At 73.2% G+C, this 22,560-nt stretch carries 17 protein-coding genes and 3 riboswitches; of the genes, 10 read left to right on the top strand and 7 right to left on the bottom strand.

What is annotated here, in order from left to right:
- The first annotated feature begins 3 nt into the window (after positions 1-3).
- Genes cobT through cobS form a run of 3 tightly spaced genes read left to right on the top strand, consistent with a single transcriptional unit; the run spans position 4 to position 2,389 of the window.
- Positions 4-1,047, top strand: coding sequence for a nicotinate-nucleotide--dimethylbenzimidazole phosphoribosyltransferase (gene cobT, locus KIT14_23345; protein ID MCW5893461.1), 1,044 nt, complete (start codon positions 4-6; stop codon positions 1,045-1,047).
- Positions 1,044-1,667 (top strand): histidine phosphatase family protein, encoded by a 624-nt coding sequence (locus tag KIT14_23340; protein ID MCW5893460.1) that lies wholly within the window; start codon positions 1,044-1,046, stop codon positions 1,665-1,667. Before cobT ends, KIT14_23340 begins: the two co-directional genes overlap by 4 nt.
- A complete protein-coding gene (gene cobS, locus KIT14_23335; GenBank protein ID MCW5893459.1) occupies positions 1,655-2,389 on the top strand; it encodes an adenosylcobinamide-GDP ribazoletransferase in 735 nt (244 codons plus the stop codon). The genes KIT14_23340 and cobS overlap by 13 nt, the downstream gene beginning before the upstream one ends.
- Here the strand turns inward: cobS and KIT14_23330 are convergent.
- From KIT14_23330 to KIT14_23305, 6 genes are all read right to left on the bottom strand, one after another.
- On the bottom strand, positions 2,275-3,366 hold the full coding sequence (locus KIT14_23330) for an ABC transporter substrate-binding protein (protein MCW5893458.1): 1,092 nt from the start codon (positions 3,364-3,366) through the stop codon (positions 2,275-2,277). The two genes, cobS and KIT14_23330, sit on opposite strands and share 115 nt — an antisense overlap.
- Positions 3,363-4,130: an ABC transporter ATP-binding protein gene (locus KIT14_23325; protein ID MCW5893457.1), complete on the bottom strand. Its 768-nt coding sequence runs from the start codon at positions 4,128-4,130 to the stop codon at positions 3,363-3,365. Before KIT14_23325 ends, KIT14_23330 begins: the two co-directional genes overlap by 4 nt.
- The gene (locus KIT14_23320; protein MCW5893456.1) at positions 4,123-5,169 is read right to left on the bottom strand and encodes an iron ABC transporter permease; all 1,047 of its coding nucleotides are present in this window, start codon (positions 5,167-5,169) and stop codon (positions 4,123-4,125) included. Before KIT14_23320 ends, KIT14_23325 begins: the two co-directional genes overlap by 8 nt.
- Positions 5,156-6,178 carry a ribonucleotide-diphosphate reductase subunit beta gene (locus KIT14_23315; protein ID MCW5893455.1) on the bottom strand — a complete coding sequence of 341 codons (1,023 nt, stop codon included), beginning with the start codon at positions 6,176-6,178 and terminating at the stop codon, positions 5,156-5,158. Before KIT14_23315 ends, KIT14_23320 begins: the two co-directional genes overlap by 14 nt.
- Positions 6,175-8,658 (bottom strand): ribonucleoside-diphosphate reductase subunit alpha, encoded by a 2,484-nt coding sequence (locus tag KIT14_23310; protein MCW5893454.1) that lies wholly within the window; start codon positions 8,656-8,658, stop codon positions 6,175-6,177. The genes KIT14_23315 and KIT14_23310 overlap by 4 nt, the downstream gene beginning before the upstream one ends.
- Positions 8,659-8,817: 159 nt before the next feature.
- Positions 8,818-9,029, bottom strand: a riboswitch (cobalamin riboswitch).
- 46 nt (positions 9,030-9,075) lie between these two features.
- Positions 9,076-9,672 carry a TetR/AcrR family transcriptional regulator gene (locus KIT14_23305; protein MCW5893453.1) on the bottom strand — a complete coding sequence of 199 codons (597 nt, stop codon included), beginning with the start codon at positions 9,670-9,672 and terminating at the stop codon, positions 9,076-9,078.
- Positions 9,673-9,733: 61 nt separating this feature from the next.
- On the opposite strand from KIT14_23305, the gene KIT14_23300 reads away from it, so the two are divergent.
- From KIT14_23300 to KIT14_23270, 7 genes are all read left to right on the top strand, one after another.
- Positions 9,734-10,474: a methyltransferase domain-containing protein gene (locus tag KIT14_23300; GenBank protein MCW5893452.1), complete on the top strand. Its 741-nt coding sequence runs from the start codon at positions 9,734-9,736 to the stop codon at positions 10,472-10,474.
- A gap of 48 nt (positions 10,475-10,522) precedes the next feature.
- Positions 10,523-10,642, top strand: a riboswitch (cobalamin riboswitch).
- Between the two features lie 48 nt (positions 10,643-10,690).
- Positions 10,691-12,271: a hypothetical protein gene (locus KIT14_23295; protein MCW5893451.1), complete on the top strand. Its 1,581-nt coding sequence runs from the start codon at positions 10,691-10,693 to the stop codon at positions 12,269-12,271.
- Positions 12,268-13,779 carry a thrombospondin type 3 repeat-containing protein gene (locus KIT14_23290; GenBank protein MCW5893450.1) on the top strand — a complete coding sequence of 504 codons (1,512 nt, stop codon included), beginning with the start codon at positions 12,268-12,270 and terminating at the stop codon, positions 13,777-13,779. Before KIT14_23295 ends, KIT14_23290 begins: the two co-directional genes overlap by 4 nt.
- Positions 13,780-13,801: 22 nt before the next feature.
- Positions 13,802-15,244: a hypothetical protein gene (locus KIT14_23285; GenBank protein ID MCW5893449.1), complete on the top strand. Its 1,443-nt coding sequence runs from the start codon at positions 13,802-13,804 to the stop codon at positions 15,242-15,244.
- Positions 15,245-15,315: 71 nt separating this feature from the next.
- Entirely contained in the window at positions 15,316-16,596 is a 1,281-nt protein-coding gene (locus KIT14_23280; GenBank protein MCW5893448.1) for a hypothetical protein, read from the top strand.
- Between the two features lie 177 nt (positions 16,597-16,773).
- A riboswitch (cobalamin riboswitch) is annotated at positions 16,774-16,894 on the top strand.
- Between the two features lie 140 nt (positions 16,895-17,034).
- Positions 17,035-20,031 carry a thrombospondin type 3 repeat-containing protein gene (locus KIT14_23275; protein MCW5893447.1) on the top strand — a complete coding sequence of 999 codons (2,997 nt, stop codon included), beginning with the start codon at positions 17,035-17,037 and terminating at the stop codon, positions 20,029-20,031.
- Between the two features lie 23 nt (positions 20,032-20,054).
- On the top strand, positions 20,055-21,476 hold the full coding sequence (locus KIT14_23270) for a hypothetical protein (protein MCW5893446.1): 1,422 nt from the start codon (positions 20,055-20,057) through the stop codon (positions 21,474-21,476).
- Between the two features lie 131 nt (positions 21,477-21,607).
- Here the strand turns inward: KIT14_23270 and KIT14_23265 are convergent, their stop codons facing one another.
- Positions 21,608-22,456, bottom strand: coding sequence for a hypothetical protein (locus KIT14_23265; protein MCW5893445.1), 849 nt, complete (start codon positions 22,454-22,456; stop codon positions 21,608-21,610).
- Between the last annotated feature and the right edge of the window lie 104 nt (positions 22,457-22,560).

Genomic DNA, 22,560 nt, shown 5'->3' with positions numbered 1-22,560 from the left:
CGCATGTCCGACCCGATCCCGCGTCCCGACGCGTTGGCCCATGGGGCTGCGGCCTCGCGGCAGCGTACCCTCACCAAGCCCGCGGATGCGCTCGGTCGCCTCGAGGAGCTGGCCTGCTGGTTCGCTGCGCGGCAGGGCCGTGGCATACCCGTGGCGCTCGTGCCCGCGATCACGGTGTTCGCGGCCGACCACGGCGTCGCCGCGCGCGGGGTGTCCGCCTACCCTGCCGAGGTGACGGCGCAGATGGTCGCGAACTTTGCGCGTGGCGGCGCCGCCATCAATGTGCTGGCCAGGCATCTCGGCGCGCGGCTCACCGTGGTCGACGCCGGCGTGGCGGCACCGCTGAGTGGGCTCGAGGGCGTCGTGCACGCGAAGATCCGCGCGGGGTCGCGCGACCTCGCGACGGAGCCGGCGCTGACGGCGGACGAGGTGGCGGCGGCGCAGGCGCTCGGCGCCGCGCGTGCCGCCGCCGACGTCGCGGCGGGAGCCAACCTGCTGATTGCAGGCGACATGGGTATCGGCAACACCACCGCCGCCGCGTGTCTCGTCTGCGCTCTCACGGGCGAGAGCGCCGACGACATCGTCGGCGCCGGCACCGGGATCGACGCGACGGCGCGGTCTCGCAAGGTGGCGATCGTCGCTTCCGCCGTCTCCCGTGCGCGGAGCCACGCCGGGGCCGACGGCTGGCGTTGGCTGGCGTACGTGGGCGGGCTCGAGATCGCGGCGATCGCCGGCTATCAGCACGCGGCGGCGGCGCGCGGCGTCCCGATGCTGCTCGACGGTTTCGTCGCCACCGCGGCAGCGCTCGCCGTGCGTGCGATCGCCCCGCGCGCCGTCGATTGGATGCTGGCGTCGCACCGCTCGGCCGAGCGAGGCCACGGCCGCGCCCTCCGTCACCTCGGCCTCGAGCCGCTCGTCGATCTGGGCATGCGGCTTGGCGAAGGCTCGGGCGCGGCCGTGGTGGTGCCGCTGCTCCAGGCGGCGCTGGCGCTGCACGCGGGGATGGCGACTTTCACCGACGCGCGTGTGACGGGGCCGGCGCGATGAGCGGCGCGCCCCTCCTCGTTACGCTCGTCCGCCACGGCGCCGCCGAGGGGCCGGCGCACGTCTTCCGCGGCACGGACGATCCGCCGCTGGCGCCAGCGGGCTGGGCGGCCCTGCGCGCACGGCGGCCGCTCCTCATGAGCCCCCCGATCTCGGCGGTGGCGACGTCGCCGCTCCGCCGTTGCCGCGACTTCGCCGACGAGCTGGCTCGCGACGCCGGCGCCCCGCTCGCCGTCGTCGACGATCTGCGCGAGATGGCGTTCGGCGCCTGGGAGGGGCGCAGCGGCGCGGAGGCGGCAGCCGCCCACCCCGCGCGCTTCGCGGCGTTCCGGGCCGATCCCGCGGCGGCCACGCCGCCGGGCGGCGAGCCGTGGGACGTGCTGGTCGCCCGCGTGCGTCGCGGGTTCGCCGCGGCGATCGACGGGCGCGCTGGGCACGTCGTCGTCGTCGGGCACGCGGGGCCGCTCCGCGTGCTGCTCGCCGAGTGGCTCGGGATGCCGCCGACGCATCTCTTCCGCGTCGCGCTGGCGCCCGCGGCGGTGCTCCGTGTCTCGCTGCTCGCTGGATCGCCGGCGGTGCTCCTCTGGCTCGACGGCGCGGTCGAGGTTCCATGCGCGGGTTGATTCTCGCCGTGCAGTTCCTCACCCGGCTGCCGACGCCGCAGGTGGCAGAGTTCCGGCCCGACGATCTGGCGCGCTCGGCGGTCTGGTTCCCGCTCGTCGGCGGCGTGGTCGGCACATGCGTCGCGCTGGCGCTCGCCGCGGGCGCGCGGGTCGACCCATGGTTCGGCGGGCTCGCAGGGCTGGTCGTATGGGTCTGGGTCACCGGTGCGTTGCACCTGGACGGGCTGTCCGACCTGGCCGACGGGCTGGGCGCGGCTCACCGCGATCCGGAGCGGCTCCTCGCCGTCCTGCGGGATCCGCACGTCGGCTCGTTCGGGGTGATCGCGCTCGTGCTCCAGCTCGCGACGAAGCTCGTGCTCCTCGCGCTCATCGCACGCGGATCGGTGGCGCTGGTCGCGCTGCCGCTCGTCGCCGCCTGGGCGCGCTACGGCGCCGTCGCATGGTCGCAGCTCCTGCCGCCGCTCGCGGCCGGGAGCGGCGAGCGCTTCGGATGGTCGCCGCGTGCCGGGACGCTCGCAACCTGGCTCGGCGTGCTCCTGGCGGCGTCCGCGGCGCTGGCGCCGTGGCTCGCGCTCGCGGCGCCGGTCGCGCTGGGGGGATGGGGACTCTATCTCGGGCGACGGCTCGGCGGCATGACGGGCGATGCGCTCGGCGCCGGAACAGAGCTGTGCGAGTCGGCCCTGCTCGCCGTGCTCGTCGTCGCCGCGCATGCGTGCGTGTGATGGTCAGGGGTGCGCCGTGGCCTCGGGTGGACGCCCTCGAACACGGTCTCGGCCGCGTCGAGCATGGCGAGGCCCGGATCGCCGAGGAGGGCGCCGTCCACCTCGACCATGCGTCCCCCGGGTCCGCAGGCGCGGAGCCGATCGAGGCCTGGAAACGCGCAGATGGTCGCCGTCATGCCGGTCTGGGTGACGATCAGCTCGGGGTCGAGCCCGAGCAACGCCTCCGGGGTGTACCGTGGCCAGTCCGTCCAGCGGCCGGCGGCCGCGTCACGCACGCCGGCCGCGGCCAGCACGTCGTGGAAGCTGGTTCCGGTCGTGCCGCCGAGCAGGGAGTCGCCGTAGACGGCGAGGTAGATGCCGGCCGGGCGCTCATCGCTCGGCACCGCGCCGGCGAGCGCGTGCATACGGGCGACGAAGCGTCGTGCGAGACGCGTGCCGTCCTCGGGACGGGCGAGCAGCAGAGACACCGCCTCGATGTTCGCCAGCAGCGAGGAGATGCCCCGCATCTCGCCGAGATCGAAGACCGTGAGACCCGCCTCGCGGAGCCGGGCGAGCCGCTCCGGCGCCCCAAAGCCGTTGGTGAGGACGAGGTCGGGCTCGAACGCGACCGCGGCCTCGACGTCGGCGATGCCGGCGAAGGTCGGCTTGCCGGCGTAGCGCCAGGCGTTCGGTGACCGTGTGGCGCCGTACTCGGTGAACGCGACGACGCGGCTCGGCTCGGCGAGCGCCAGGAGGAGCCCGTCCCCTACCGTGCTCGCCGAGAGGATGCGGCGGTAGTCGGCCAGCGGAACGAAGAAGCCGCCGGCGTCGCGCAGGCCGACGCGGCCGTCCTCCTCGACGAGGCGTGAAGCCGGTGCGGCGGCGGCCGAAGCGCTCGGCGCGAGCACGCGCCGGCTCGACGGCGGGACCCCTACGAGCATGGCGAGGCCGACGCACGTTGCCGCCGCGAGGAGATTGAGGGCTCCCAGGCGCGTCATGGATCCTCCGGCAGAGCGAAGCCGAGGGATGCCCCCGGGCGCATCGTGACGCCGTACACGGCGCGGATCACGTCCGGCACGATCACCGCGGGCGCAACGTCGCTACGCACGGCCACCCCGGCGGCGAGGAGCAGGGCCTGGTCGGCGAAGCGGAGCGCGTCGTCGAGCTGGTGCAGAGCGACGACGACGGCGTGCCCTTGCGCCGCCAGCTCACGCAGCAGCACGTACAGCTCCAGCGCGTGCCGGACGTCGAGGCCCGCGGTCGGCTCGTCGAGACACAGCACACGCGCGCCGGTGGCGAGGCCGCGGGCGATGAGCACGCGACGCTGCTCGCCGAAGGACAGGGTCGTGAAGGCGCGCTGCGCGAGGTGAGCCGTGTCGGTGCGGGCGAGCGCGCCGGCGATCGCGTCGCGATCGGCGGCGCCGAGACCCGCGAGCGCGGTGCCGTGGGCGTAGCGGCCCTGCGCGACGACCGCGCGTGCCGGCAGCGCAACACGCAGCCCCGTCTGCTGCGGGACCAGCGTGAGGCGGGTGGCGCGCTCGCGGACGGACAGGCGCGCAGCGTCGTGCCCGCTTAGCAGCACGCGACCGGTGTGCGGTAGGAGGCCGGCAACGGCACGGAGAAGCGTGCTCTTGCCGGCGCCGTTCGGCCCGAGAACGGCCAGCACCTCGCCATGGTGGGCGCGCAGGTCGACGTTCTGCACGATCGACGCGCGTTCGCGCACGACGCAGATGCCCTCGGCGGCAAGCGCCGCCTCAGACATGCACCAGCTCCCGCCGCGAGCGTGCGAGCAGCACGAGGAAGAGCGGGGCGCCGATGAGCCCCGTGACGACGCCGAGCGGGATTTCGGATCGCGTCGGTAGGACGCGGGTGAGCACGTCGCAGGCGACCAGGAAGGTGCCGCCGCCGAGCGCGCTCGCAGGGACGAGGGCGCGGTGCCCGGCGCCGACGAACCGCCGCAGGGCGTGGGGGACGATGAGGCCGACGAAGCCGACCGTGCCGCCCACGGACACGGCGGCGGCGGTGAGGACCGCCGTCCAGAGGATGCAGGCGCGCCGCACCTCCCGCACGTCGACCCCGAGCGCGCGCGCCTCGTCCTCGCCGGAGAGCATGAGGTCGAGGGGGCGCGCCCAGAGCATCGCCGCGGCGATGCCCGCGATCGCGAGCGGCATCGCCAATGCGACGCGCCGCAGGCCGGCGCCGCCGACGCCGCCGAGCGAGAAGTCGAGCATCGCACGCGCCAGCTCGAAGCGGTCCTGCGCGAGGGTCGCCGCGAAGGCGCCGAGGCTCACGAAGAGCGACGACAGCAGGAAGCCCGTCAGGAGGAGAACGACGAGATCGTCGCCCGCGCGCTGCACCGCGAGCAGCAGGAAGAGCGCGAGCAGCGCGCCCGCGAGCGATCCGAGCGGGAGCAGCATCTCAGGCGCGACCAGCGCGGCCGCGGCGCCGCCTGCGAGCAGGTGGAGGGAGAGCAGCGCGAGCCGTCCGCCGAGGCTGGCGCCCGCCGTGGTTCCGAGGATCGACGGATCCGCGAGCGGATTGCGGAAGAGCCCCTGGACGACGGTCCCTCCGACCGCCAGCGTCGCGCCGGCGAGGAACGCGGCGCCGAAGCGCGCGCCGCGGAGCTCGAGGTATGTGGGCCCGAGCCGCGGGTCGGAGAGGTCGCCGGTGCCGACGAGGAGCGACCCGGCTCCCGCCGCCGCGGCGAGCACGACGAGGACGCCGAGCGTGCGGCGCGCGGTCGCGCGCCCGATGGACGGGAGCGCGACCGCGCCGGAGCGGAGGGATTCAGAAGGCGGCATCCAGCTCCACGTCGCCGTCGACGCCTACCTGGTAGGCCGACACCCGGCGCTCGAAGAAGTTCGTCACCTCCTGCACGTCCTGGAGGTCCATGAAGCCGAACGGGTTGCGGGTCCCGTAGAGCTTCGGCAGCCCGAGGGTCACGAGGCGCTGGTCGGCGCAGTGCTCGAGGTACTGGCGCACGTCGGCCACGGACAGCCCGGCGACGCCCTGGCCGAGGAGGTCCTCGGCGAACTGCGTCTCGCAGGCGACCGCCTCGTCGATCATCTCCTCGATGGCCGACACGAGGCCCGCGTCGAACAGCGAAGGCTCCTCGCGGCGCACCGTGCGGACGACCTCGAACGCGAACGCCATGTGCGCGCTCTCGTCGCGGAAGACCCAGCTCGTGCCGGCGGCGAGGCCGTGCAGCAGCCCGCGCGAGCGCAGGAAGTAGACGTAGGCGAAGGCGCCGAAGAAGAAGAGCCCTTCGATGCAGGCCGCGAAGCAGACGAGGTTCAGGAGGAAGCGGCGGCGCATCTCCGGGGTGTCGAGCCGCTGGAGCTCGCGGATCGAGTCCATCCAGCGCATGCAGAACGCCGCCTTCTGGCGGATCGACGGGATCGTCTCGACGGCGGCGAAGGCGCGATGCCGCTCCTCGGGCTCGGGCACGTAGGTGTCGAGGAGCGTCAGGTAGAACTGGACGTGCAGCGCCTCCTCGTAGAGCTGGCGCGAGAGGTACATGCGCGCCTCGGGGGCGTTCACGTGCTGGTAGAGGTTTAGGACGAGGTTGTTCGCGACGATGGAGTCGCCGGTGGCGAAGAAGGCGACCAGCCGGCGGACGAGATGCCGCTCGGCGTCGGTGAAGCGCGAGCGCAGGTCGTTGACGTCGGTGGCGAAGTCGACCTCCTCCACCGTCCAGGTGTTCTTGATCGCCGCGCGGTACATCTCGAAGAAGCGCGGGTAGGCCATCGGCCGCAGCGTCAGGCAGAGGCCGGGATCGAGGAGGCGGGCGGGGCGCTGGACGGCGTTCACTGGCAGGCCTCGCAGGTCTCGGGGTTCTCGAGCGAGCAGGCGACGGCGGCGGCGCCGGTGGCCGCGGGATCGGCGACGGTCGCCTTCGCGATGCGGGTCGCAGGGCGCGAGCGCAGGTAGTAGGTGGTCTTGAGGCCGCGCTTCCAGGCGTAGAAGTACATGGACGACAGCGCGCCGATGGTCGGGCTCTCGCTGAAGAGGTTCAGCGACTGGCTCTGGTCGATGAAGGCGCCGCGGTCGGCCGCCATGTCGATGAGCGCGCGCATCGGAATCTCCCACGCCGTGCGGTAGATCGCCCGCAGGTCCTCGGGGACCTCGTCGATGCGCTGCACGGATCCCTCCTCGAGCTTGAGCCGGGCCCGCATCGCGTCGGTCCACAGGCCGCGCTCCTTCAGCGCGGTGACGAGCCAGCGGTTCACCTGCACGAAGTCGCCGGAGAGGGTCTCGCGCTTGAAGAGATTCGACACCTGCGGCTCGATGCACTCGCCGCAGCCGGCGATCGCCGCGATGGTTGCGGTGGGCGCAATCGCGAGGAGGAGGGAGTTGCGCAACCCGGTGGCGCGGATACGCGCGCGCAGCGCCTCCCAGCGGGCGGTGTCGGCGGGCACGACGCCCCAGGCGTCGAACTGGAGCTGGCCGCGCGCGGCCCGGGTCTCGTCGAACGCCGGGTGCCGGCCCCTGTCCTCGGCGAGGTCGGTCGACGCGGTGAGCGCGTGGAAGTACACCTCCTCCGCGATCTGCCGCGACAGTGCGCGCGCCTCCGGGGCGTCGAACGGAAGACCGAGCTGGAAGAAGACGTCCTGGAGGCCCATCACGCCGAGGCCGACGGGGCGCCAGCGCAGGTTCGAGTCGCGTGCGGGCGGGATCGGGTAGAACGTCAGGTCGATCACGCGATCGAGCTGCGTTACGGCGAGCCGCACGGTGTGCGCGAGCTTCGCGAAGTCGAAGACCACGTCGCCGGCCGCGTCGCGCGTCGTGTGGCGGCCGAGGTTGATGGAGCCGAGGTTGCAGACCGCCGTCTCCGCCCCCGACGTCACCTCCAGGATCTCGGTGCAGAGGTTCGAGAGATGGACGGTGCGGCCGGGCAGGGCCGTCTGGTTGCAGGCGCGGTTCGACGCGTCCTTGAACGTCATCCAGCCGTTGCCGGTCTGCGCCAGCGTCCGCATCATGCGGGCGTAGAGATCGCGCGCGCGCACGCTCTTCACCGCGAGCCCGGCGCGCTCGGCCTCGACGTAGGCGCGCTCGAAGTCGTCGCCGTAGAGGTCGGGTAGGGCAGGGACGCGCTTCGGGTCGAAGAGGCTCCACTCGGCGTCGGCCTCGACGCGCTTCATGAAGAGGTCGCTCACCCAGTTGGCGAGGTTGAGATTGTGCGTGCGGCTCGCCGCGTCGCCGGTGTTGTCGCGCAGCTCGAGGAACTCCTCGACGTCGGCGTGCCAGCACTCGAGGTAAACGCAGCAGGCGCCCTTGCGCTTGCCGCCCTGGTTCACCGCGGCGACCGACGCGTCGAGCGTCCGCAGCCAGGGCACGATGCCGCTCGAATGGCCGTTCGTGCTCTCGATGAGCGAGCCGCGCGAGCGCACGCGGTGGTAGGCGAGGCCGATGCCGCCCGAGAACTTCGAGAGCAGCGCGACGTCGGTGTAGCGCTGGTAGATGTCCTCGAGGTGGTCCGACGGCGAGTCGAGCAGGAAGCAGCTCGACAGCTGCTCGTGGCGGGTGCCGGCGTTGAACAGCGTCGGCGAGCTCGGGAGGTACTCGAGCGACGACAGGAGGTCGTAGAGCGCCAGCGCCTCCCCGATCGTCTCGCCGAGCGCGCAGGCGATGCGTAGGAAGAAGTGCTGTGGCGACTCGATCACGAGCCGCGTCGTCGGATGGCGCAGCAGATAGCGGTCGTAGACGGTGCGCAGGCCGAAGTACTCGAACTCGCGGTCGCGCTCCGGCCGGATCGCGTCGTTCAGCTTGCGCGCGTTGCTGCCGACGAAGGCCGCCAGGCGCGCATTGACGAGCCCCACGCTCTCGGCCGTCGCGATCGACTGCGAGAAGGCGTGGATGCCCTGGTTGCGCACCTCCTTCTCGACGAACGTCGAGAGCAGCCGCGCCGCGAGCTTCGCGTATTGCGGCTCCTCGGCGACTAGGCCCGCGGCCGTCTGGATCGAGAGCTGGTCGAGCTCCTGCGTCGTGGCGCCGTCGTAGAGGCCGCTGATGGTCTTCAGCGCGACGCGCATGGCGTCGACCTCGAGCAGCCCGTCGCAGCAGCGACTCACGGCGCGCACGATCTTGTTGACGTCGATCGGCTCCGTGGACCCGTTGCGCTTGCGCACGCGCATCGTCGTCTGCGGACCGTCGTCCTCCGCGCGGCGTCGCTCGATCGCCGCCCGCCCGCGCACTTCCGGCGCGGACTCCCCTACCTCGTGAAGCAGCACGTCACCCTCCGTCCTGCGCGCCGTCCGGGCGCGCCGTCCCGACCTCCGAGCGGACGACATCCCTGTCGTCGTGTGCGCTCGATCGTCGCCTGCGAGACCACCCTGCGTCCTTCCTCCAGCCGGAGGAGACGGATCGGTCGAGACGACGCACGCCACCGGGGCGTGATCGGATCGCCGCCCGTTCCCCTCGTGGCTTGCTGATCGACCGCCGCGGGATTTTTCCCCGCGACGGGTGCTGGCAGGTCTTCGGACTCGCGAGCTCGTCCGGCTATCGCCGGATGGTCCTACCGTCCACCGCTTCCCGGTCGTGCGACCAGTGCCTGTGGTGGATGTCGTTCTCGCTCACCGCTGCGGGGCAGTCCCGGACTTCCACCGGGTTCCCTCTTTCGGCCCTGGAGTGATCCAGCGGCACCAGCACGGGGCGCGATATATTGTGGTGGTCCATCCGCTGTCAACTAGATGTTGGGTGTCGGCGTGTCAGCGCACGAGATAGCGCACGAGGAGGTCGATCACCTCGGCGGCGAAGTCGTCGCGTGCGAGCCGATCGGGGTCGCGCAACGCGACGCCGTGGACGATGCCCTCGGCGACGTCGAGCGCGACGGCGGCGGCGAGGGCACGGTCCGGACGGCGCACCTCGTCGCGGTGCGCCTCGAGCCATCCCGCCGCCACCTGGTGCAGCAGCCGGCGCTCGGTCTCGGCGAGACCGCCGGCGGACACCGCGTTGTGCAACCCCGGGTCCTCGGCATGGAGCGCGATCAACGTGCGCACGCCCCGCGCGATGGTCGCGGCGAGGGGCAGCGTCACGGCCTCGCCGACGAGCGCCAGCATCCGCTCACGGAAGGCGTCGTCGTAGCGCCGGCGCACCTCGGCGACGAGCGCCTCCTTGTCCGGGAAGTACTGGTAGAGGGAGCCGATCGATACGCCGGCCTTCTCGGCCACCCGGTTGGTGGTGAGCCCCCCGAGGCCGTCGCGGCTCAGAATGTGAGCAGTTGCTCGGAGAATGACCTCGACGGTCTCCCGGGCGCGGCGCTGGTGTGGCCGTCTTTGCTGGCCGGATGTGGGCTTCGTGGGCACGGGTGAGGGCGCCTCCAACGCGAGTAGAAGGACGTGAGCAAATGCTCATATACGAGCCGGCATGTCGACGCAGACGCGACGCCCGAGGGCGCACGACTGGATCTCGGCGGCGGGGACGCTCGGCGTCGTCGTGGCCGTGGCGGCGGCGCTCGCCGGCCGCGCCGGGACGGCCGTGCTCGCCGCCGCGGTCGCGATCGGCTGCGCGGCGGCCGCGCGCATCGCGAGCCGCCGGCAGCCGTCGCCGATGCCGTTCGCGCTGCGCTTCGTGCTCTACCTGCCGCGCTGGCCGCTGTCGGTGGCACGCCTGCGTCGCATCCTCGCGCCGCGCTCCGGCGAGCGGCTGCTCGAGCTGGGGCCCGGGGTCGGCATCTACGCCGTCCCCGTCGCCGCCGCGCTCGCCGGCGGCAGGCTCGACGCCCTCGACGTGCAGCCCGAGATGCTGGCGGTGCTCGGGCGCCGCGCGCGCGCCGCCGGCGTCGGCAACGTCGTCGCGCGGCAGGGCGACGCGCAACGCCTGCCGTATGCGGACGCCTCGTTCGACGGCGCATATCTGATCGGCGTCCTCGGCGAGGTTCCCGATCCGGATGCGGCGCTGCGCGAGCTGCGCCGTGTGCTGAAGCCGGACGCACGGCTGGTCGTCGGCGAGGTGCTCGTCCTCGATCCCGACGCCGTGCGCCTGGCGACGTTGTGCGAGGCGGCGGCGCGTGCCGGCTTCGTGCTCGACGCTCGGCTCGGTTTGGCGTGCGCGTATTTCGCGCGCTTCCGCATCGCCGATGCGCCCGCGCGAGCCGTTCTACCTTGACAGAACGCGCGCGCGCAGCGTAAGACGCACGCCGACCCCAGACAGGTCAGGGAAGAGGGTGCAAATCCCTCGCTGCCCCGCAGCTGTGAGGGGGGACGATCCCGGTCACGACCACTGCCGAAAGGTGGGAAGGGACCGGGGGAGAGCGATCCCCGAGCCAGAAGACCTATCTGCCTGGAGCCAGCAGCAACACACCTTCCGCGGGGAAGGAGCTGGGTGTCAGGCAGAGCGGGCGACCATGTAGCGAGTCGCAGCGCAGCGTGCACTCGGGCCGTCTCCGCGTTCGCGGAGACGACGACGACACCGACCCGACAGGCCCTGGCCCTCCTCCTGCTCGCGCTCGCGAGCCCGCCCGACGCATGGGCGGCGCGCGCGGAGTGCCTCGGCGGCTGGCGTCTCGCCGCCGCCGCTCCGACGCCGGGCAACGCGCGGCTCGTCTGCACCGACGGCGATCCCGCCTGCGACGCCGACGGCGTCGCCGACGGTACCTGTCGCCTCGCCGTGTCGTACTGCCTCAATCTCGCGCCGTGCGCGCCGGGGCAGCTCGAGGCGCCGACGTTCCGCGGGCCCGGCGCCGAGGCGCTCGCCGCCGCCGCCGGCGCGCTGGTGGCGCCGATCGCGAGCCCCGGGGTCTGTCCCGAGGCGGCCGAGATCACGCTCGCGCTCGGCGGGCACCGGCAGCGCAAGGCGACGATCCGCGCGCAGGTGCGCGACGCCGCCAGCGGGCGTCGCGACGTCGACCGGCTGAAGGTCGTCTGCAGGGGATCGCTCGCCGGCGGCCGCGCGATCGTGGTCACCACCGACTTCGAGACCGGCGTGCTCGCCACGGTCGGTGCGAACGCCGCGCACCGCGTACGCAAGCCCGCGACCCGGATCCACTCCGACGCCGTCGTGCGGGTCGCGGACGGCGTCGTCTTCGTCCTGAACCGCTTCCTCGGCGACAACCTGCAGCGGCTCGAGCCCGGCAGCCTGCGCACGCGCTTCCAGTGCTCGACCGGCACCGCCTCGAACCCGCACGACATCGCCGTGGTCGCGCCCGACAAGGCGTACGTGACGCGCTACGACCGCGCCGAGCTGTGGATCGTCGATCCCTCGGTGGGGGCGGACTGCCGCGGCTTCCGCCGCGGCACGATCGACCTGCGCCCGTTCGCGGACGGCGACGGGCTGCCCGAGATGAGCCAGATGGCGGTCGTCGACGGCCGCCTCTTCGTCGCCATCCAGCGGCTCGACCGTCGGATCGGCTTCCGCGCCACCGGGCCGGGACGGATGATCGTCATCGACGTCGCCAGCGACGCGGTGGTCGGCGAGATCCCGCTCTTCGGCGCCAACCCGTTCGGCGACGCCACCGGCATCCCGCGCGATCCCGCCACCGGCTGGCTCGTGGTCAGCTCGGTCGGCGACATCTACGGCGTCGGCGACGGGGGCCTCGAGCGCGTCGATCCGCACGCGCTGCGGGCCGAGGGCCGCTTCTACGTCGACGAGAAGACCGTCGGCGGCAACATCCTCGACTTCGTCCTGCTCTCGCCGACGCAGGGCTACGCCGTCGTCCAGGACGGCAATCTCAAGAACCACCTGGTGCGCTTCGATCCGTCGGGCGCCGCGCCCGCCGTCGACGTCTACAACCGCCAGGCCTACCTGCCCGACATCGTCGTCGGTCCCGACGGGCTCCTGTGGCTCGCCGATCAGGGCCTGCCCGATCCGGGTATCCGCTTCTTCGATCCCGCCACCGACGAGCCGTTGCGCCGCCGCCCGCTGCGCCTCGGCCTGCCGCCGTTCTCGATTGGATTCGCGCCATGAAGGCACTCCGCTTCGTCGCCGCCGCGGTCGTCCTGGCCGCGCGGGTCGCGGCCGCCGATCCGTTCCTCGACGCCGTCGTCTCCTTCACGCCCGGGACCGCCGGCGGCTGGAACGCCGGCGCGCTGCCCGGCGTCGTGCTGGGCCCGCCGCGCGGCGGTGGGGCGTTCGCGGGCGGGCTCGACGTCGTGTCGCTCGGGCTCGGTGGGCAGATCGTCGTCCGCTTCGACGACAACGTCGTCGTCGACGGGCCGGGCGTCGACTTCACCGTGTTCGAGAACCCGTTCCTCGTGATCGGCGCGACCACGAACCCGCCGTTCGCCGAGCCGGCCACGGTGTCGGTCAGCGCCGACGGCACGACCTGGCGAACGTTCCCGTGCGCTCGCGACGCGGCGCCGTACCACGCGGGCTGCGCCGGCGTGTACCCCGTGTTCGCCAACGCCGACGACCCCGGCGCGCCGTCGCCGCTGGTGCCGTCGACGACGCCGCTGGCGGCGCTGGTCGGCATCCCGATCGACGACTTCGTCCCGCCGGCCGGCTCGGGCGGCGACGGCTTCGATCTCGCCGACGTCGGCCTCGCCGCCATCCGCTTCGTGCGCATCGACGCGGGCAACGCGGCCTTCGGCCTCGAGGGCAAGGCCGGCTTCGACCTCGACGCCGTGGCCGGCGTCCACTCGGTGGAGGTCGGCGGGCTGCCGGACGGCGACGGCGACGGCATCGCCGACGCCGCCGACGCGTGTCCGCAGATCCCGGACGGCCAGGAGGACGCCGACGGCGACGGCGTGGGCGACGCGTGCGATCTGTGTCCGGGCCTCGCGAGCGCGGATCGGCGCGACCGCGACGGCGACGGCGTCGGCGACCCCTGCGACAACTGTCCCGCGACCCCGAATCCCGATCAGGCCGACGCCGACGGGGACGGCGTCGGGGACGCGTGCGAGGCGGGACCGAATGGTCCGCCCGACACCGACGGCGACGGCGTGGCGGATGCCGACGACGTCTGTCCCCTCGTGCCCGATCCCGCGCAGGACGACCGCGACGGGGACGGCGTCGGCGACGCCTGCGACGTGTGTCCCGCCGACGCCGATCCGCTCCAGGCGGACACCGACGGCGACGGCTTCGGCGACGCCTGCGACCCGTGCCCGGCCGACGCCGAGTGCGGCCCGCTCGTCGCGGGCACGTTCCGCGGCCGCGGCGGCAAGCGCGCGACCGACGATCTCCTCACCTACGTATCCCCCGCCGCGGCGCTCATGATCGTCGCGGCCGACGCCACGCAGGCCGAGCTGGTGGTGGTGGTGTCCCCGGACGTGGTCCCCGGATCCGTGACCGTGCGTCTCGGTAAGCGTGATCTCACCGCGCAGCTGCCGTCGTTGATCCCCGGATCGACACGGACGCTGCGCATTCCCATCTCCCGTCGACGCAGCGTCGTCGTCCTCCGTGCCGAGGGACCCGGAACGAAGGGTCGCCGGCGCGCCGTCGATCGAGACCGCTTCACGGTGAAGAAGCGCCGCTGAAGCGACCGGAGGCAATACTTCCATGTCGAAACCATCCGTCTCGCTCGCCGGAGCCCTCGCGCTCGCGGCCGTCCTCGCGGCGCCCGCGGGCGCCCAGATCACGACCGCGCCCGGCTGGCACTACTACGCGATCCCCACGCCGGGCGCCGTGCAGGGCGGCGTCGTGCGCGCCGGCGACGCGGTCCTGGTCGGGCAGGGCGCCTTCGGCGCCGGGCTCCAGCAGATCATCCGCCTCGAGAACGGCGTGGCGACCACGATCGCCACGGGCTTCAACTCGCTCGGCGGCTTCGCGTTGGCCCCGAACGGCACGCTCTTCGTCGTCGACAACGGCGGCAACGTGCCGGGGGCGCTCACGGGCGACACCGCCTTCGCCATTCCCGACGCGCTGACCCGCGCCACTGCGGTGGCCGCCCTCGGGGCCGAGGTGGCGCCGGCCGGGAGCATCCCGTTCGCGCAGGACGTCGTCGTCGACGGCGCCGACCTGCTCGTCAGCGACGCGGCCGGACCGGGCGCGGGGCGCGTCGTGCGCGTGTCGGGCGGCGTCGTCACGCCGATCATCACCGGGCTCGGCTACGCCGCGGGCCTCACGGTCGACGGGACGCGGCTCCTCGTCGGGGACGTCGACGGCTTCTTCGTCGGCTCGCTCGCCGAGTACACCCTCGGCGGCACGTTCGTGACCGCGATCGCGTCCGGGCTGTCCGGCGAGTACGCGCAGGAGCTGGACAACGACGGCAACGTCCTCGTCACCGGCGGCTTCCTGCCCGACTTCTCGAGCTCGAACGTGCTCGCGATCGCGCCGGGCGGCGCCCAGTCGCAGCGCGCCTGGGGCTTCGTCTTCACGACGGAGCTGTTCCACGACGCGGCCCGTGACGAGACCCTGGTGCTCGACTACGCCGCCACCAGCGTCGCGGCGATCTGCCGCGACGTCGACGGCGACGACGTCTGCGACGCCGACGCGCTCTGCAACGGCGGGGCGATCATCACCAAGGCGAAGGCGACGATCACGAAGCTCGCGACGCCGCCGGGCGACGACGGCCTCAAGTTCGGCGGCGAGATGGTGATCCCGACGATTCCGGCGATCGATCCGGTGGCGAACGGCGTGCACATCGTCCTCGGCGACGCCCTCGGCACCGTGGCGGACGTCGCGATCCCGGGCGGCGCCTTCGACCCGGCCGCGAAGGCCGGCTGGAAGGCGAACGGCACCGGCACGTCGTTCACGTTCACCAGCAAGACGGGCGTCGCGGGCGTCACCAAGGTGTCGGTGAAGGCCGTGCCGAAGACCCCCGGGCTCCTGAAGCTCAAGGTCACGGGCAAGAAGGGCTCCTTCCCGGTGACGCCGGCGGGGCTGCCGCTCGTCGTGACCTTCGTGCTCGCGCCCGACGGGCAGTGCGGCACCGCGGACTTCAGCGGTCCGGCGCCGATCTGCGCCTTCAACGGCAGCGGTACCACGCTCAAGTGCAAGTGAGCTGATCGCCCCGGAGTCGGGCGGGCGGGGCGCTGCGGCGTTCCGCCCGCCCGCGGGCGGAGGAGGACGTCATGGGACGCATCACGTGGGCGGCGATCGCCGCACTGGGGCTGGCGACGCTTGCCGGCGCCGATCCCTTCGTCGATCGGGTGGTCGACTACACTGCCGGCGTCGGCGGCGGGGGACGCGCGGCCGATCTACCCGGCATCGTGCTCGGCCCGCCGCGCGGCGGTGGCGCCTTCCAGGGATCGCTCGACGTCGTGTCGCTCGGGCTCGGCGGCACGATCACGGTCGCGTTCGACGACAACGTCATCGTCAACGGCCCCGGTCCCGATCTCCTCGTGTTCGAGAACCCGTTCCTCGTCATCGGCGCCATCACCAACCCGCCCTTCGCGGAGCCGGCCCTGATCGAGATCAGCGGCGACGGCAACGACTGGCATGCGATCCCCTGCGCGATCGGCGCGGGCCCCTACTACGTCGGCTGCGCCGGCGTGTATCCCGTGTTCGCGAACGCGGACGATCCGAACGCCCCGTCGCCGCTCGTGCCCTCGACCACGCCGATCGCGGATCTGGTCGGCATCCCGGTCGACATGTTCGTGCCCCCCGCCGGGGCCGGCGGCGACGCGTTCGATCTCGCCGACGTCGGTCTGGCAGCGGCGCGCTACGTCCGCGTCACCGCGTCGCCGGCGCTGGTGGTGGGTCTGTTCGGCCTGTCGGGCTTCGATCTCGATGCGATGGCGGCGGTGCACTCGGTCGAGCGCAACGGGGCGCCCGACGCCGACGGTGACGGCTATCCCGACGTCGCCGACGGCTGTCCGGACGTCTACGATCCGCAGCAGCGCGACAGCGACGGCGACGGCGTGGGGGACGCCTGCGAGGGCGGCGGCGGATGCACCGGCACGATCGTCGCGTCGAAGCTGACGCTGACGAAGCTCCACATGCCGGCCGGCGACGCCGTGGTCACCTGGTCGGGCACGTTCCTGCCGTTTCCCGGCGCGGCGCCGGATCCGGTCGCGACCGGAGTGCGGGTCGTCCTCGCCGACGCGGCGACGACGCTGCTCGACGTGACGATCCCGGGCGGCGCCTGGGACAAGGCGACGAAGAGCGGCTGGAAGGTGAAGGGCGGCACCTCGTCCTGGAAGGGCGCGGCGGGCGGGCTCGGGGTCGTGAAGCTGGTCGCGAAGACGCCCGGGCAGCTGAAGCTCACCGTCACCGGCAAACGCGTCGCGCTGGCGTCGCCCGCGTTGCCGCTGCGGGCGCAGCTGCGCGTGGACGCGCGCTGCGGCGAGGTCGCCTTCGCGCCGGGCGCCTGCATGGCGCAGCCGAGCAAAGGCAAGGTGGTCTGCAAGTGACGTCCGTGCGGGTAGTGACTCAGCTTGGAACTGAGTCACTACCCCGGTGCGAAGAGAAGGCCGCCATGACGACCGCCGTCCACGCGCGGAGGTGACGCGCGTCTTCGTGACGCGACGGCCTGGCGGCTTGACCCGTCTCCGCCGGCCGGCTTATGTCCCCGCTCGACCCAGGCGGGTTGGGGAAGAGGGTGCGAATCCCTCGCTGCCCCGCAGCTGTGAGGGGGGACGAACCCGGTCGCGACCACTGCCGTCAGGCGGGAAGGGACCGGGGGAGGACGATCCCCGAGCCAGAAGACCTGCCCGACTGGAGCCAGCAGAGTACGCCTTCCGCGGGGAAGGAGCTGGGTGTCGGGCACGGCCGTCCATGGCGCATGGCGGCGGGGTGCGCGCACCGGTCTCCGCGGCGGCGAGGAGATCACGACGACGCGACCCATCCGCATGACCCTCGGGGTTCTTCTGTGCGCCGGCCTGCTGCCGTCGGCCGCCGCGGTCCACGCCGCCGCGGCCGCGGAGTGCCTCGGCGCGTGGCGGCTCGACGCCGCGCCCGCGGCGCTCGGCAACCTCGCCGTCGTCTGCCGCGACGGTGACCCCGCCTGCGACCGTGACGGGACGGCCGACGGCACCTGCCGGATCGCCGTCGCGTACTGCCTGAACGTGGGTGCGTGCGGAGCGGCGGCGATCGAGCCGCCGGTGATCGGCGGCGCCGCCGCCGGCGCGCCCGTCGCGACCAGCACCGGCGCGCTCGCCTATCCGGTGACAGGCCGACGATGTGCAGCGCGCCGGCCGAGGTCGTCCGTCGGGCGCGTGCCGGCGCCGTGCGACGCTGCGTGCGACGGTGCGCGACGCCGGCGGTCGCCGCGACACCGATCGGCTGCGCGTCACCTGCCGGCGCAGCGGCGGCGGGGCGGGGCGCGCGCTCGTCGTCACCACGGACTTCGAGACCGGGGGGCTCGCGACGGTGGGGCTCGCGAGCCCCCGCCGCGTCGGCCACCCGCCCGCGCGGGTGCACTCCGACGCCGTGGTGCGGACGTCGGGCGGCATGGTCTTCGTCCTGAACCGCTTCCTCGGCGACAACGTGCAGCGTCTCGAGCCCGACAAAGGCCTGCGCACCCGCTTCCAGTGCTCGACCGGGCCCGGCTCGAACCCGCACGACATCGTCGTCGTGGCGCCCGACAAGGCCTACGTCACGCGCTACGACCGCGCCGAGCTGTGGATCGTCGATCCGTCGGTGCGCGGCTGCGAGCGTTTCCGGCGCGGCACCATCGATCTCCGCGGCTTCGCCGACGGCGACGGGCTGCCGGAGATGAGCCAGATGGCGCTGGTCGACGGGCGGCTCTTCGTCAGCGTGCAGCGGCTCGACCGCCGGCGCGGGTTCGCGCCCACCGGGCCGAGCCGTCTCGTCGTGATCGACGTCGCCACCGACGCCATCGTCGGCGACATCCCCCTCTTCGGCGCCAACGCCTTCGGCGACGCGAGCGGCATCGTGCGCGAGCCGGGGACCGGCATGCTGGTGCTCGGCACGCCCGGCGACATCTATCGGGTCGGCGACGGCGGCCTCGAGCGCGTCGACCCGGTGGCGCTGCGTGCGGAGGGCCGGTTCTTCGCCGACGAGGTCGCGCTCGGCGGCAACGTCACCGACTTCGTGCTGCTCGCGCCCACGAAGGGCTACGCCGTGGTCCAGGACGGCACGCTGCGCAACCACCTCGTCGCCTTCGATCCCACCGGCGCGACGCCGCCGCGCGACCTCTACGCGCGCATGGGCTTCCTGCCCGACGTCGCCGTCGGCCCCGACGGCCTCGTGTGGCTCGCCGACCAGGGCATGCCCGATCCCGGCCTGCGCCTCTTCGATCCGTCCACCGACCGCCCGGTGCAGCGCCGCCCGCTGCGGCTCGGGCTGCCGCCGTTCTCGATCGGATTCCTGCCGTGACGGTGCGCGCGCTCCTCGTCGTGCTGCTGCTGCTCGTGCCGGCGGCGGGGCGGGCCGATCCCTTCCTCGACGACGTCGTCAGCTGGACCATCGGCCCCGGCGGCGGCGCCCGGGTCGCCGACCTGCCGGGCGTGGTGCTCGGGCCGCCGCGCGGCGCGGGGCCGTTCGCGGGCTCGCTCGACACCCTGTCGCTCGGGCTCGGCGGCCAGGTCGTGGTCGCCTTCACCGACAACGTGGTCGTGAACGGTCCCGGCCCCGACTTCACCGTCTTCGAGAACGCCTTCCTCACGTTCGGGGCGACCACGCTCGATCCGTTCGCCGAGCCGGGCACCGTGTCGGTGAGCGCCGACGGCGTCACCTGGGCGACGTTCGCCTGCGCGCTCGACCAGCCGCCGTTCTATCCCGGCTGCGCCGGCGTCTATCCGGTGTTCGCGAACGCGGCCGATCCCGGCGCGCCGTCGCCGCTCGTGCCCTCGACGGCGCCGATCGCGTCGCTGGTCGGCGTCGACGTCGACGCCTTCGTGCCGCCGCCGGGCTCCGGCGGCGACGTCTTCGATCTCGCCGACGTCGGGCTCGCCGCGATCCGCTTCGTGCGCATCGACGCCGGCCCATACGTGTTCGGGCTCCAGCAGCTCGCGGGCTTCGACCTCGACGCCATCGCCGGCCTCAACTCGAAGGAGACCGCCGGCTCGGCCGACGGCGACGGCGACGGCATCCCCGACGTCGCCGACGGCTGTCCGCTGGTCGCCGATCCCGCCCAGGCCGACGCGGACGGCGACGGCGTCGGCGACGCCTGCGACCTCTGCCCGGGGCTCGCGAGCCCCGACCGCCGCGACCGCGACGGCGACGGCGTCGGCGATCCGTGCGACAACTGCCCGGGGACGCCGAATCCCGACCAGGCCGACGCCGACGGCGACGGAGTCGGCGACGCCTGCGAGGACGGTCCGAGCGGACCGCCCGACAGCGACGGTGACGGCGTGCCCGACGCCGCCGACGTCTGTCCGCTGGTGCCGGATCCCGCGCAGGCCGACGCCGACGGCGACGGCGTCGGCGACGCCTGCGACCTCTGCGTCACGGTCGCCGACCCCGAGCAGCTCGACACCGACGGCGACGGCGTCGGCGACGCCTGCGATCCGTGCCCGGCCGACGCCGCGTGCGGGCCGCTGGTCACGGGCGCGTTCCGCGGCCGCGGCGGCAAGCGCGCGTCCGACCACCTGCTCACCTACGTCAGCCCGACCGGCGCCGCGATCGCGCTGCCGGCGGGCAGCACGCATGCCGAGCTCATCGTGGTGATCGCGCCCGAGGTCCGGGCGGGGTCGGTCACGGTGCGCGCCGGCAAGCGCGACCTCACCGCGGAGCTGGGCGCGTCGATCCCGGGATCGACACGCCGGCTGCGCATCCCGCTCGCGCGTCGACGGACCACCGTCGTGCTTCGTGCCGAGGGCCCCGGCACGAAGCGACGGCGGAAGTCCGTCGACCTGGACCGCTTCACGGTGACGCTCCGCTGAGGCGACGAAAGGACATCCGCAGCATGGTTTCCTGGACACGTCATGCGACTCTGGCCGGCGCGCTCGCGCTGGCCGCCGTGGCCCCGGTCGGGGCCGCCATCACGACGGCGCCCGGCTGGGTTGCCGGCACCATCCCGACGCCGGACTTCGTGCAGGGCGGCGTCGTCCGTGCCGGCGACGCGGTCTTCGTGGGCCAGGGCGCCTTCGGGGTCGGGCTCCAGCAGGTGATCCGGCTCGACGGCGGCGTCGCCACCACGATCGCCACCGGCTTCAACTCGCTCGGCGGCTTCGCCTTCGCGGGCGGCACGCTCTACGTCACCGACAACGGCGGCCACCTCATGGGGGCGACCACCGGCGACACCGTCTACGCCGTTCCGGACGCGCTCACGCGGGCGACCGCGCTGCCCGCGGCGGGAGCCGAGGTCGTGCCCAGCGGCTCGATCCCCTTCGCGCAGGACGTCGTGGTCTCGGGGAGCGATCTCATCGTGAGCGACGGGACGGGCCCCGGCGCCGGCCGGGTCGTGAAGATCACCGGCGGCGTGGCGTCGAACCTCGTCACCGGATTCGACTACACCGCGGGCCTGGCCCTCGCCGGCGGCAATCTCCTGGTCGGCAACGTCGATGCGACGTTCACCGGCTCCGTGGCGGCGTACACGCTCGCCGGCACGCCGGTCGGGCCCGTCGTCGGCGGGCTCTCCGGCTGCTACGCCATCGATCTCGACAACGACGGCAACCTGCTCGTCAGCGGCGGCTTCAAGCCGGACTTCTCCAGCAGCACCATCCTGGCGGTGGCGCCGGGAGGCGCCCAGAGCGAGCGGGCCAGCGGCTTCGTCTTCTCGTCGGAGCTGTTCCACGACCCCGCCCGCAACGAGACGCTGGTCCTCGACGTCGGCGTGAGCGAGATCGCCACCATCTGTCGCGACGCGGACGCCGACGGGGCCTGCGACGCCGATCAGCCGTGCATCGGCGGCGTGGCGCTCACGCGGGCGAAGCTCACGCTCACGAAGGTCGCTCTGCCGACCGGCGACGACGGCCTCAAGCTGACGGGCGAGATGATCGTGCCCACGTCCCCGGCGCTCGATCCGCTCATGAACGGCGTGCGCCTCGCGGTCACCGGCGCCGCCGGCACCGTCGCCGACGTCGCGCTCCCGGGCGGTGCCTACGACGCCGGGACGAAGACCGGCTGGAAGGTGAAGGGCGGCGGTACGGCCTGGACGTTCTCGAGCAAGGCCGGGGTCGCAGGCATCACGAAGGTGGCCGTGAAGAAGCTCCCCGTACCGGCGGGCCGCGTGAAGGTGAAGGTCACCGGCAAGAAGGGCGCATTCGTCGCCGGTGCCGGCGATCTGCCCCTGCGGGCGACCTTCAGCCTCGATGCGGCGGGGCAGTGCGGTACGAGCGCGTTCGCGAGCTGTGCGCTCGCCGGGCCGAACGTGCGCTGCAAGTGAGGTCGGAACGGAACGAGCGGCGGGCGCCCGGCGCCCGTCGCTCGGGCCGCAAACACCACGGCCCCGATCGGCGGGGCTCCCCAGCACTCCGCCGATCGGGGCCGCAGCTTCGCGGGCGCGCAGCCGCGCCCTCAGTAGGTCATGTTGATCGACCAGGTGCCGACGACCCAGGGGTCGTCGTTGTCGTTGTAGAACTTGTTCACGTTGCCGAAGGTGTAGACGTAGGCGCCGGCGCTGGCCGACCACGAGCCGTAGTCCTCGCCCATGAAGGCGAGCGGGACGCTGAAGATCGCGCCCGCCCGGAAGAAGCCGAAGGTCTCGTTCGAGTTGCTGAACGGGCCCTCGTAGTAGTTGTCGATGCCGATGCCGAGCTGGAGCGGCACCGCCAGCGACACCGGATAGTCCTCGCTCTCGAGGATGGTGAACGACGGGCCGGCGTTGAACTCCATGTAGTCGCCGCGCTTGTCGCCGAGGGCGGTGCCCTCGAGCTCGTGCGCCCAGAGGAAGCTCGGCGACATCGCCCACATGCCCAGCCACTCGCTGTCGTCGAGGCTGAAGGACATGTCGAACTCCTGCACCGTGGAATAGGCGCCGTTCGGATAGGTGTAGGCGATGTAGAAGGGCTTCACCTCGAGCTTGTTGAAGAAGGTGAACTTGGCGCCGAGGTAGACGTCGGACTCGTACCAGTTGGTCGGGCCGCTGACGGCGCCGGTGGCCTTCGAGTGGACCGAGTTCCAGGTGCCGATGAAGGGCGTGAAGCCCGTGAAGATCGCGTTCTCGTCTTCGTCCGCGAAGAGGTTGATGTTCACCTCACCGTAGGGCTGCCAGATGAAGCCGTTGCGCTCCTGGAGGATGCCGCGGAAGAAGTAGGCCGTGGTGAAGTCCATGCCCACGCTGAACTCGATCTTCCCGCTGTTCGGTCCGGCGTGGACCGCCGGAGCTGCGAACAGCAGGCCGGCTGCTGCGACGAGGCCGGCCAAGCGCCCCGCCCTCGACGATCGACGTCGATGATCCATGAGTGTCCCTCCCTCCATTTCGCGACCGGCACCATCGAGGGCGCGTCGGCCGTCGTCCCGGGGCACAG

Source organism: bacterium, from assembly GCA_026129405.1.
Taxonomy (GTDB): Bacteria; Desulfobacterota; Binatia; order DP-6; family DP-6; genus JAHCID01.
The sequence above is the reverse complement of the archived record's forward strand: the minus strand, read 5'-3'. Positions and strand labels throughout refer to the sequence as shown.

What these genes read in the sequence shown, in the direction of transcription:
- KIT14_23270 (MCW5893446.1), top strand. Translation starts at nt 20,055, where the DNA reads ATGGTTTCCTGGACACGTCATGCGACTCTGGCCGGCGCGCTCGCGCTG.
- cobS (MCW5893459.1), top strand. Translation starts at nt 1,655, where the DNA reads ATGCGCGGGTTGATTCTCGCCGTGCAGTTCCTCACCCGGCTGCCGACG.
- KIT14_23340 (MCW5893460.1), top strand. Translation starts at nt 1,044, where the DNA reads ATGAGCGGCGCGCCCCTCCTCGTTACGCTCGTCCGCCACGGCGCCGCC.
- KIT14_23280 (MCW5893448.1), top strand. Translation starts at nt 15,316, where the DNA reads ATGGGACGCATCACGTGGGCGGCGATCGCCGCACTGGGGCTGGCGACG.
- KIT14_23320 (MCW5893456.1), bottom strand. Translation starts at nt 5,169, where the DNA reads ATGCCGCCTTCTGAATCCCTCCGCTCCGGCGCGGTCGCGCTCCCGTCC.
- KIT14_23330 (MCW5893458.1), bottom strand. Translation starts at nt 3,366, where the DNA reads ATGACGCGCCTGGGAGCCCTCAATCTCCTCGCGGCGGCAACGTGCGTC.
- KIT14_23285 (MCW5893449.1), top strand. Translation starts at nt 13,802, where the DNA reads ATGTCGAAACCATCCGTCTCGCTCGCCGGAGCCCTCGCGCTCGCGGCC.
- KIT14_23310 (MCW5893454.1), bottom strand. Translation starts at nt 8,658, where the DNA reads ATGTCGTCCGCTCGGAGGTCGGGACGGCGCGCCCGGACGGCGCGCAGG.
- KIT14_23275 (MCW5893447.1), top strand. Translation starts at nt 17,035, where the DNA reads ATGACCCTCGGGGTTCTTCTGTGCGCCGGCCTGCTGCCGTCGGCCGCC.
- cobT (MCW5893461.1), top strand. Translation starts at nt 4, where the DNA reads ATGTCCGACCCGATCCCGCGTCCCGACGCGTTGGCCCATGGGGCTGCG.
- KIT14_23290 (MCW5893450.1), top strand. Translation starts at nt 12,268, where the DNA reads ATGAAGGCACTCCGCTTCGTCGCCGCCGCGGTCGTCCTGGCCGCGCGG.
- KIT14_23325 (MCW5893457.1), bottom strand. Translation starts at nt 4,130, where the DNA reads ATGTCTGAGGCGGCGCTTGCCGCCGAGGGCATCTGCGTCGTGCGCGAA.
- KIT14_23300 (MCW5893452.1), top strand. Translation starts at nt 9,734, where the DNA reads ATGTCGACGCAGACGCGACGCCCGAGGGCGCACGACTGGATCTCGGCG.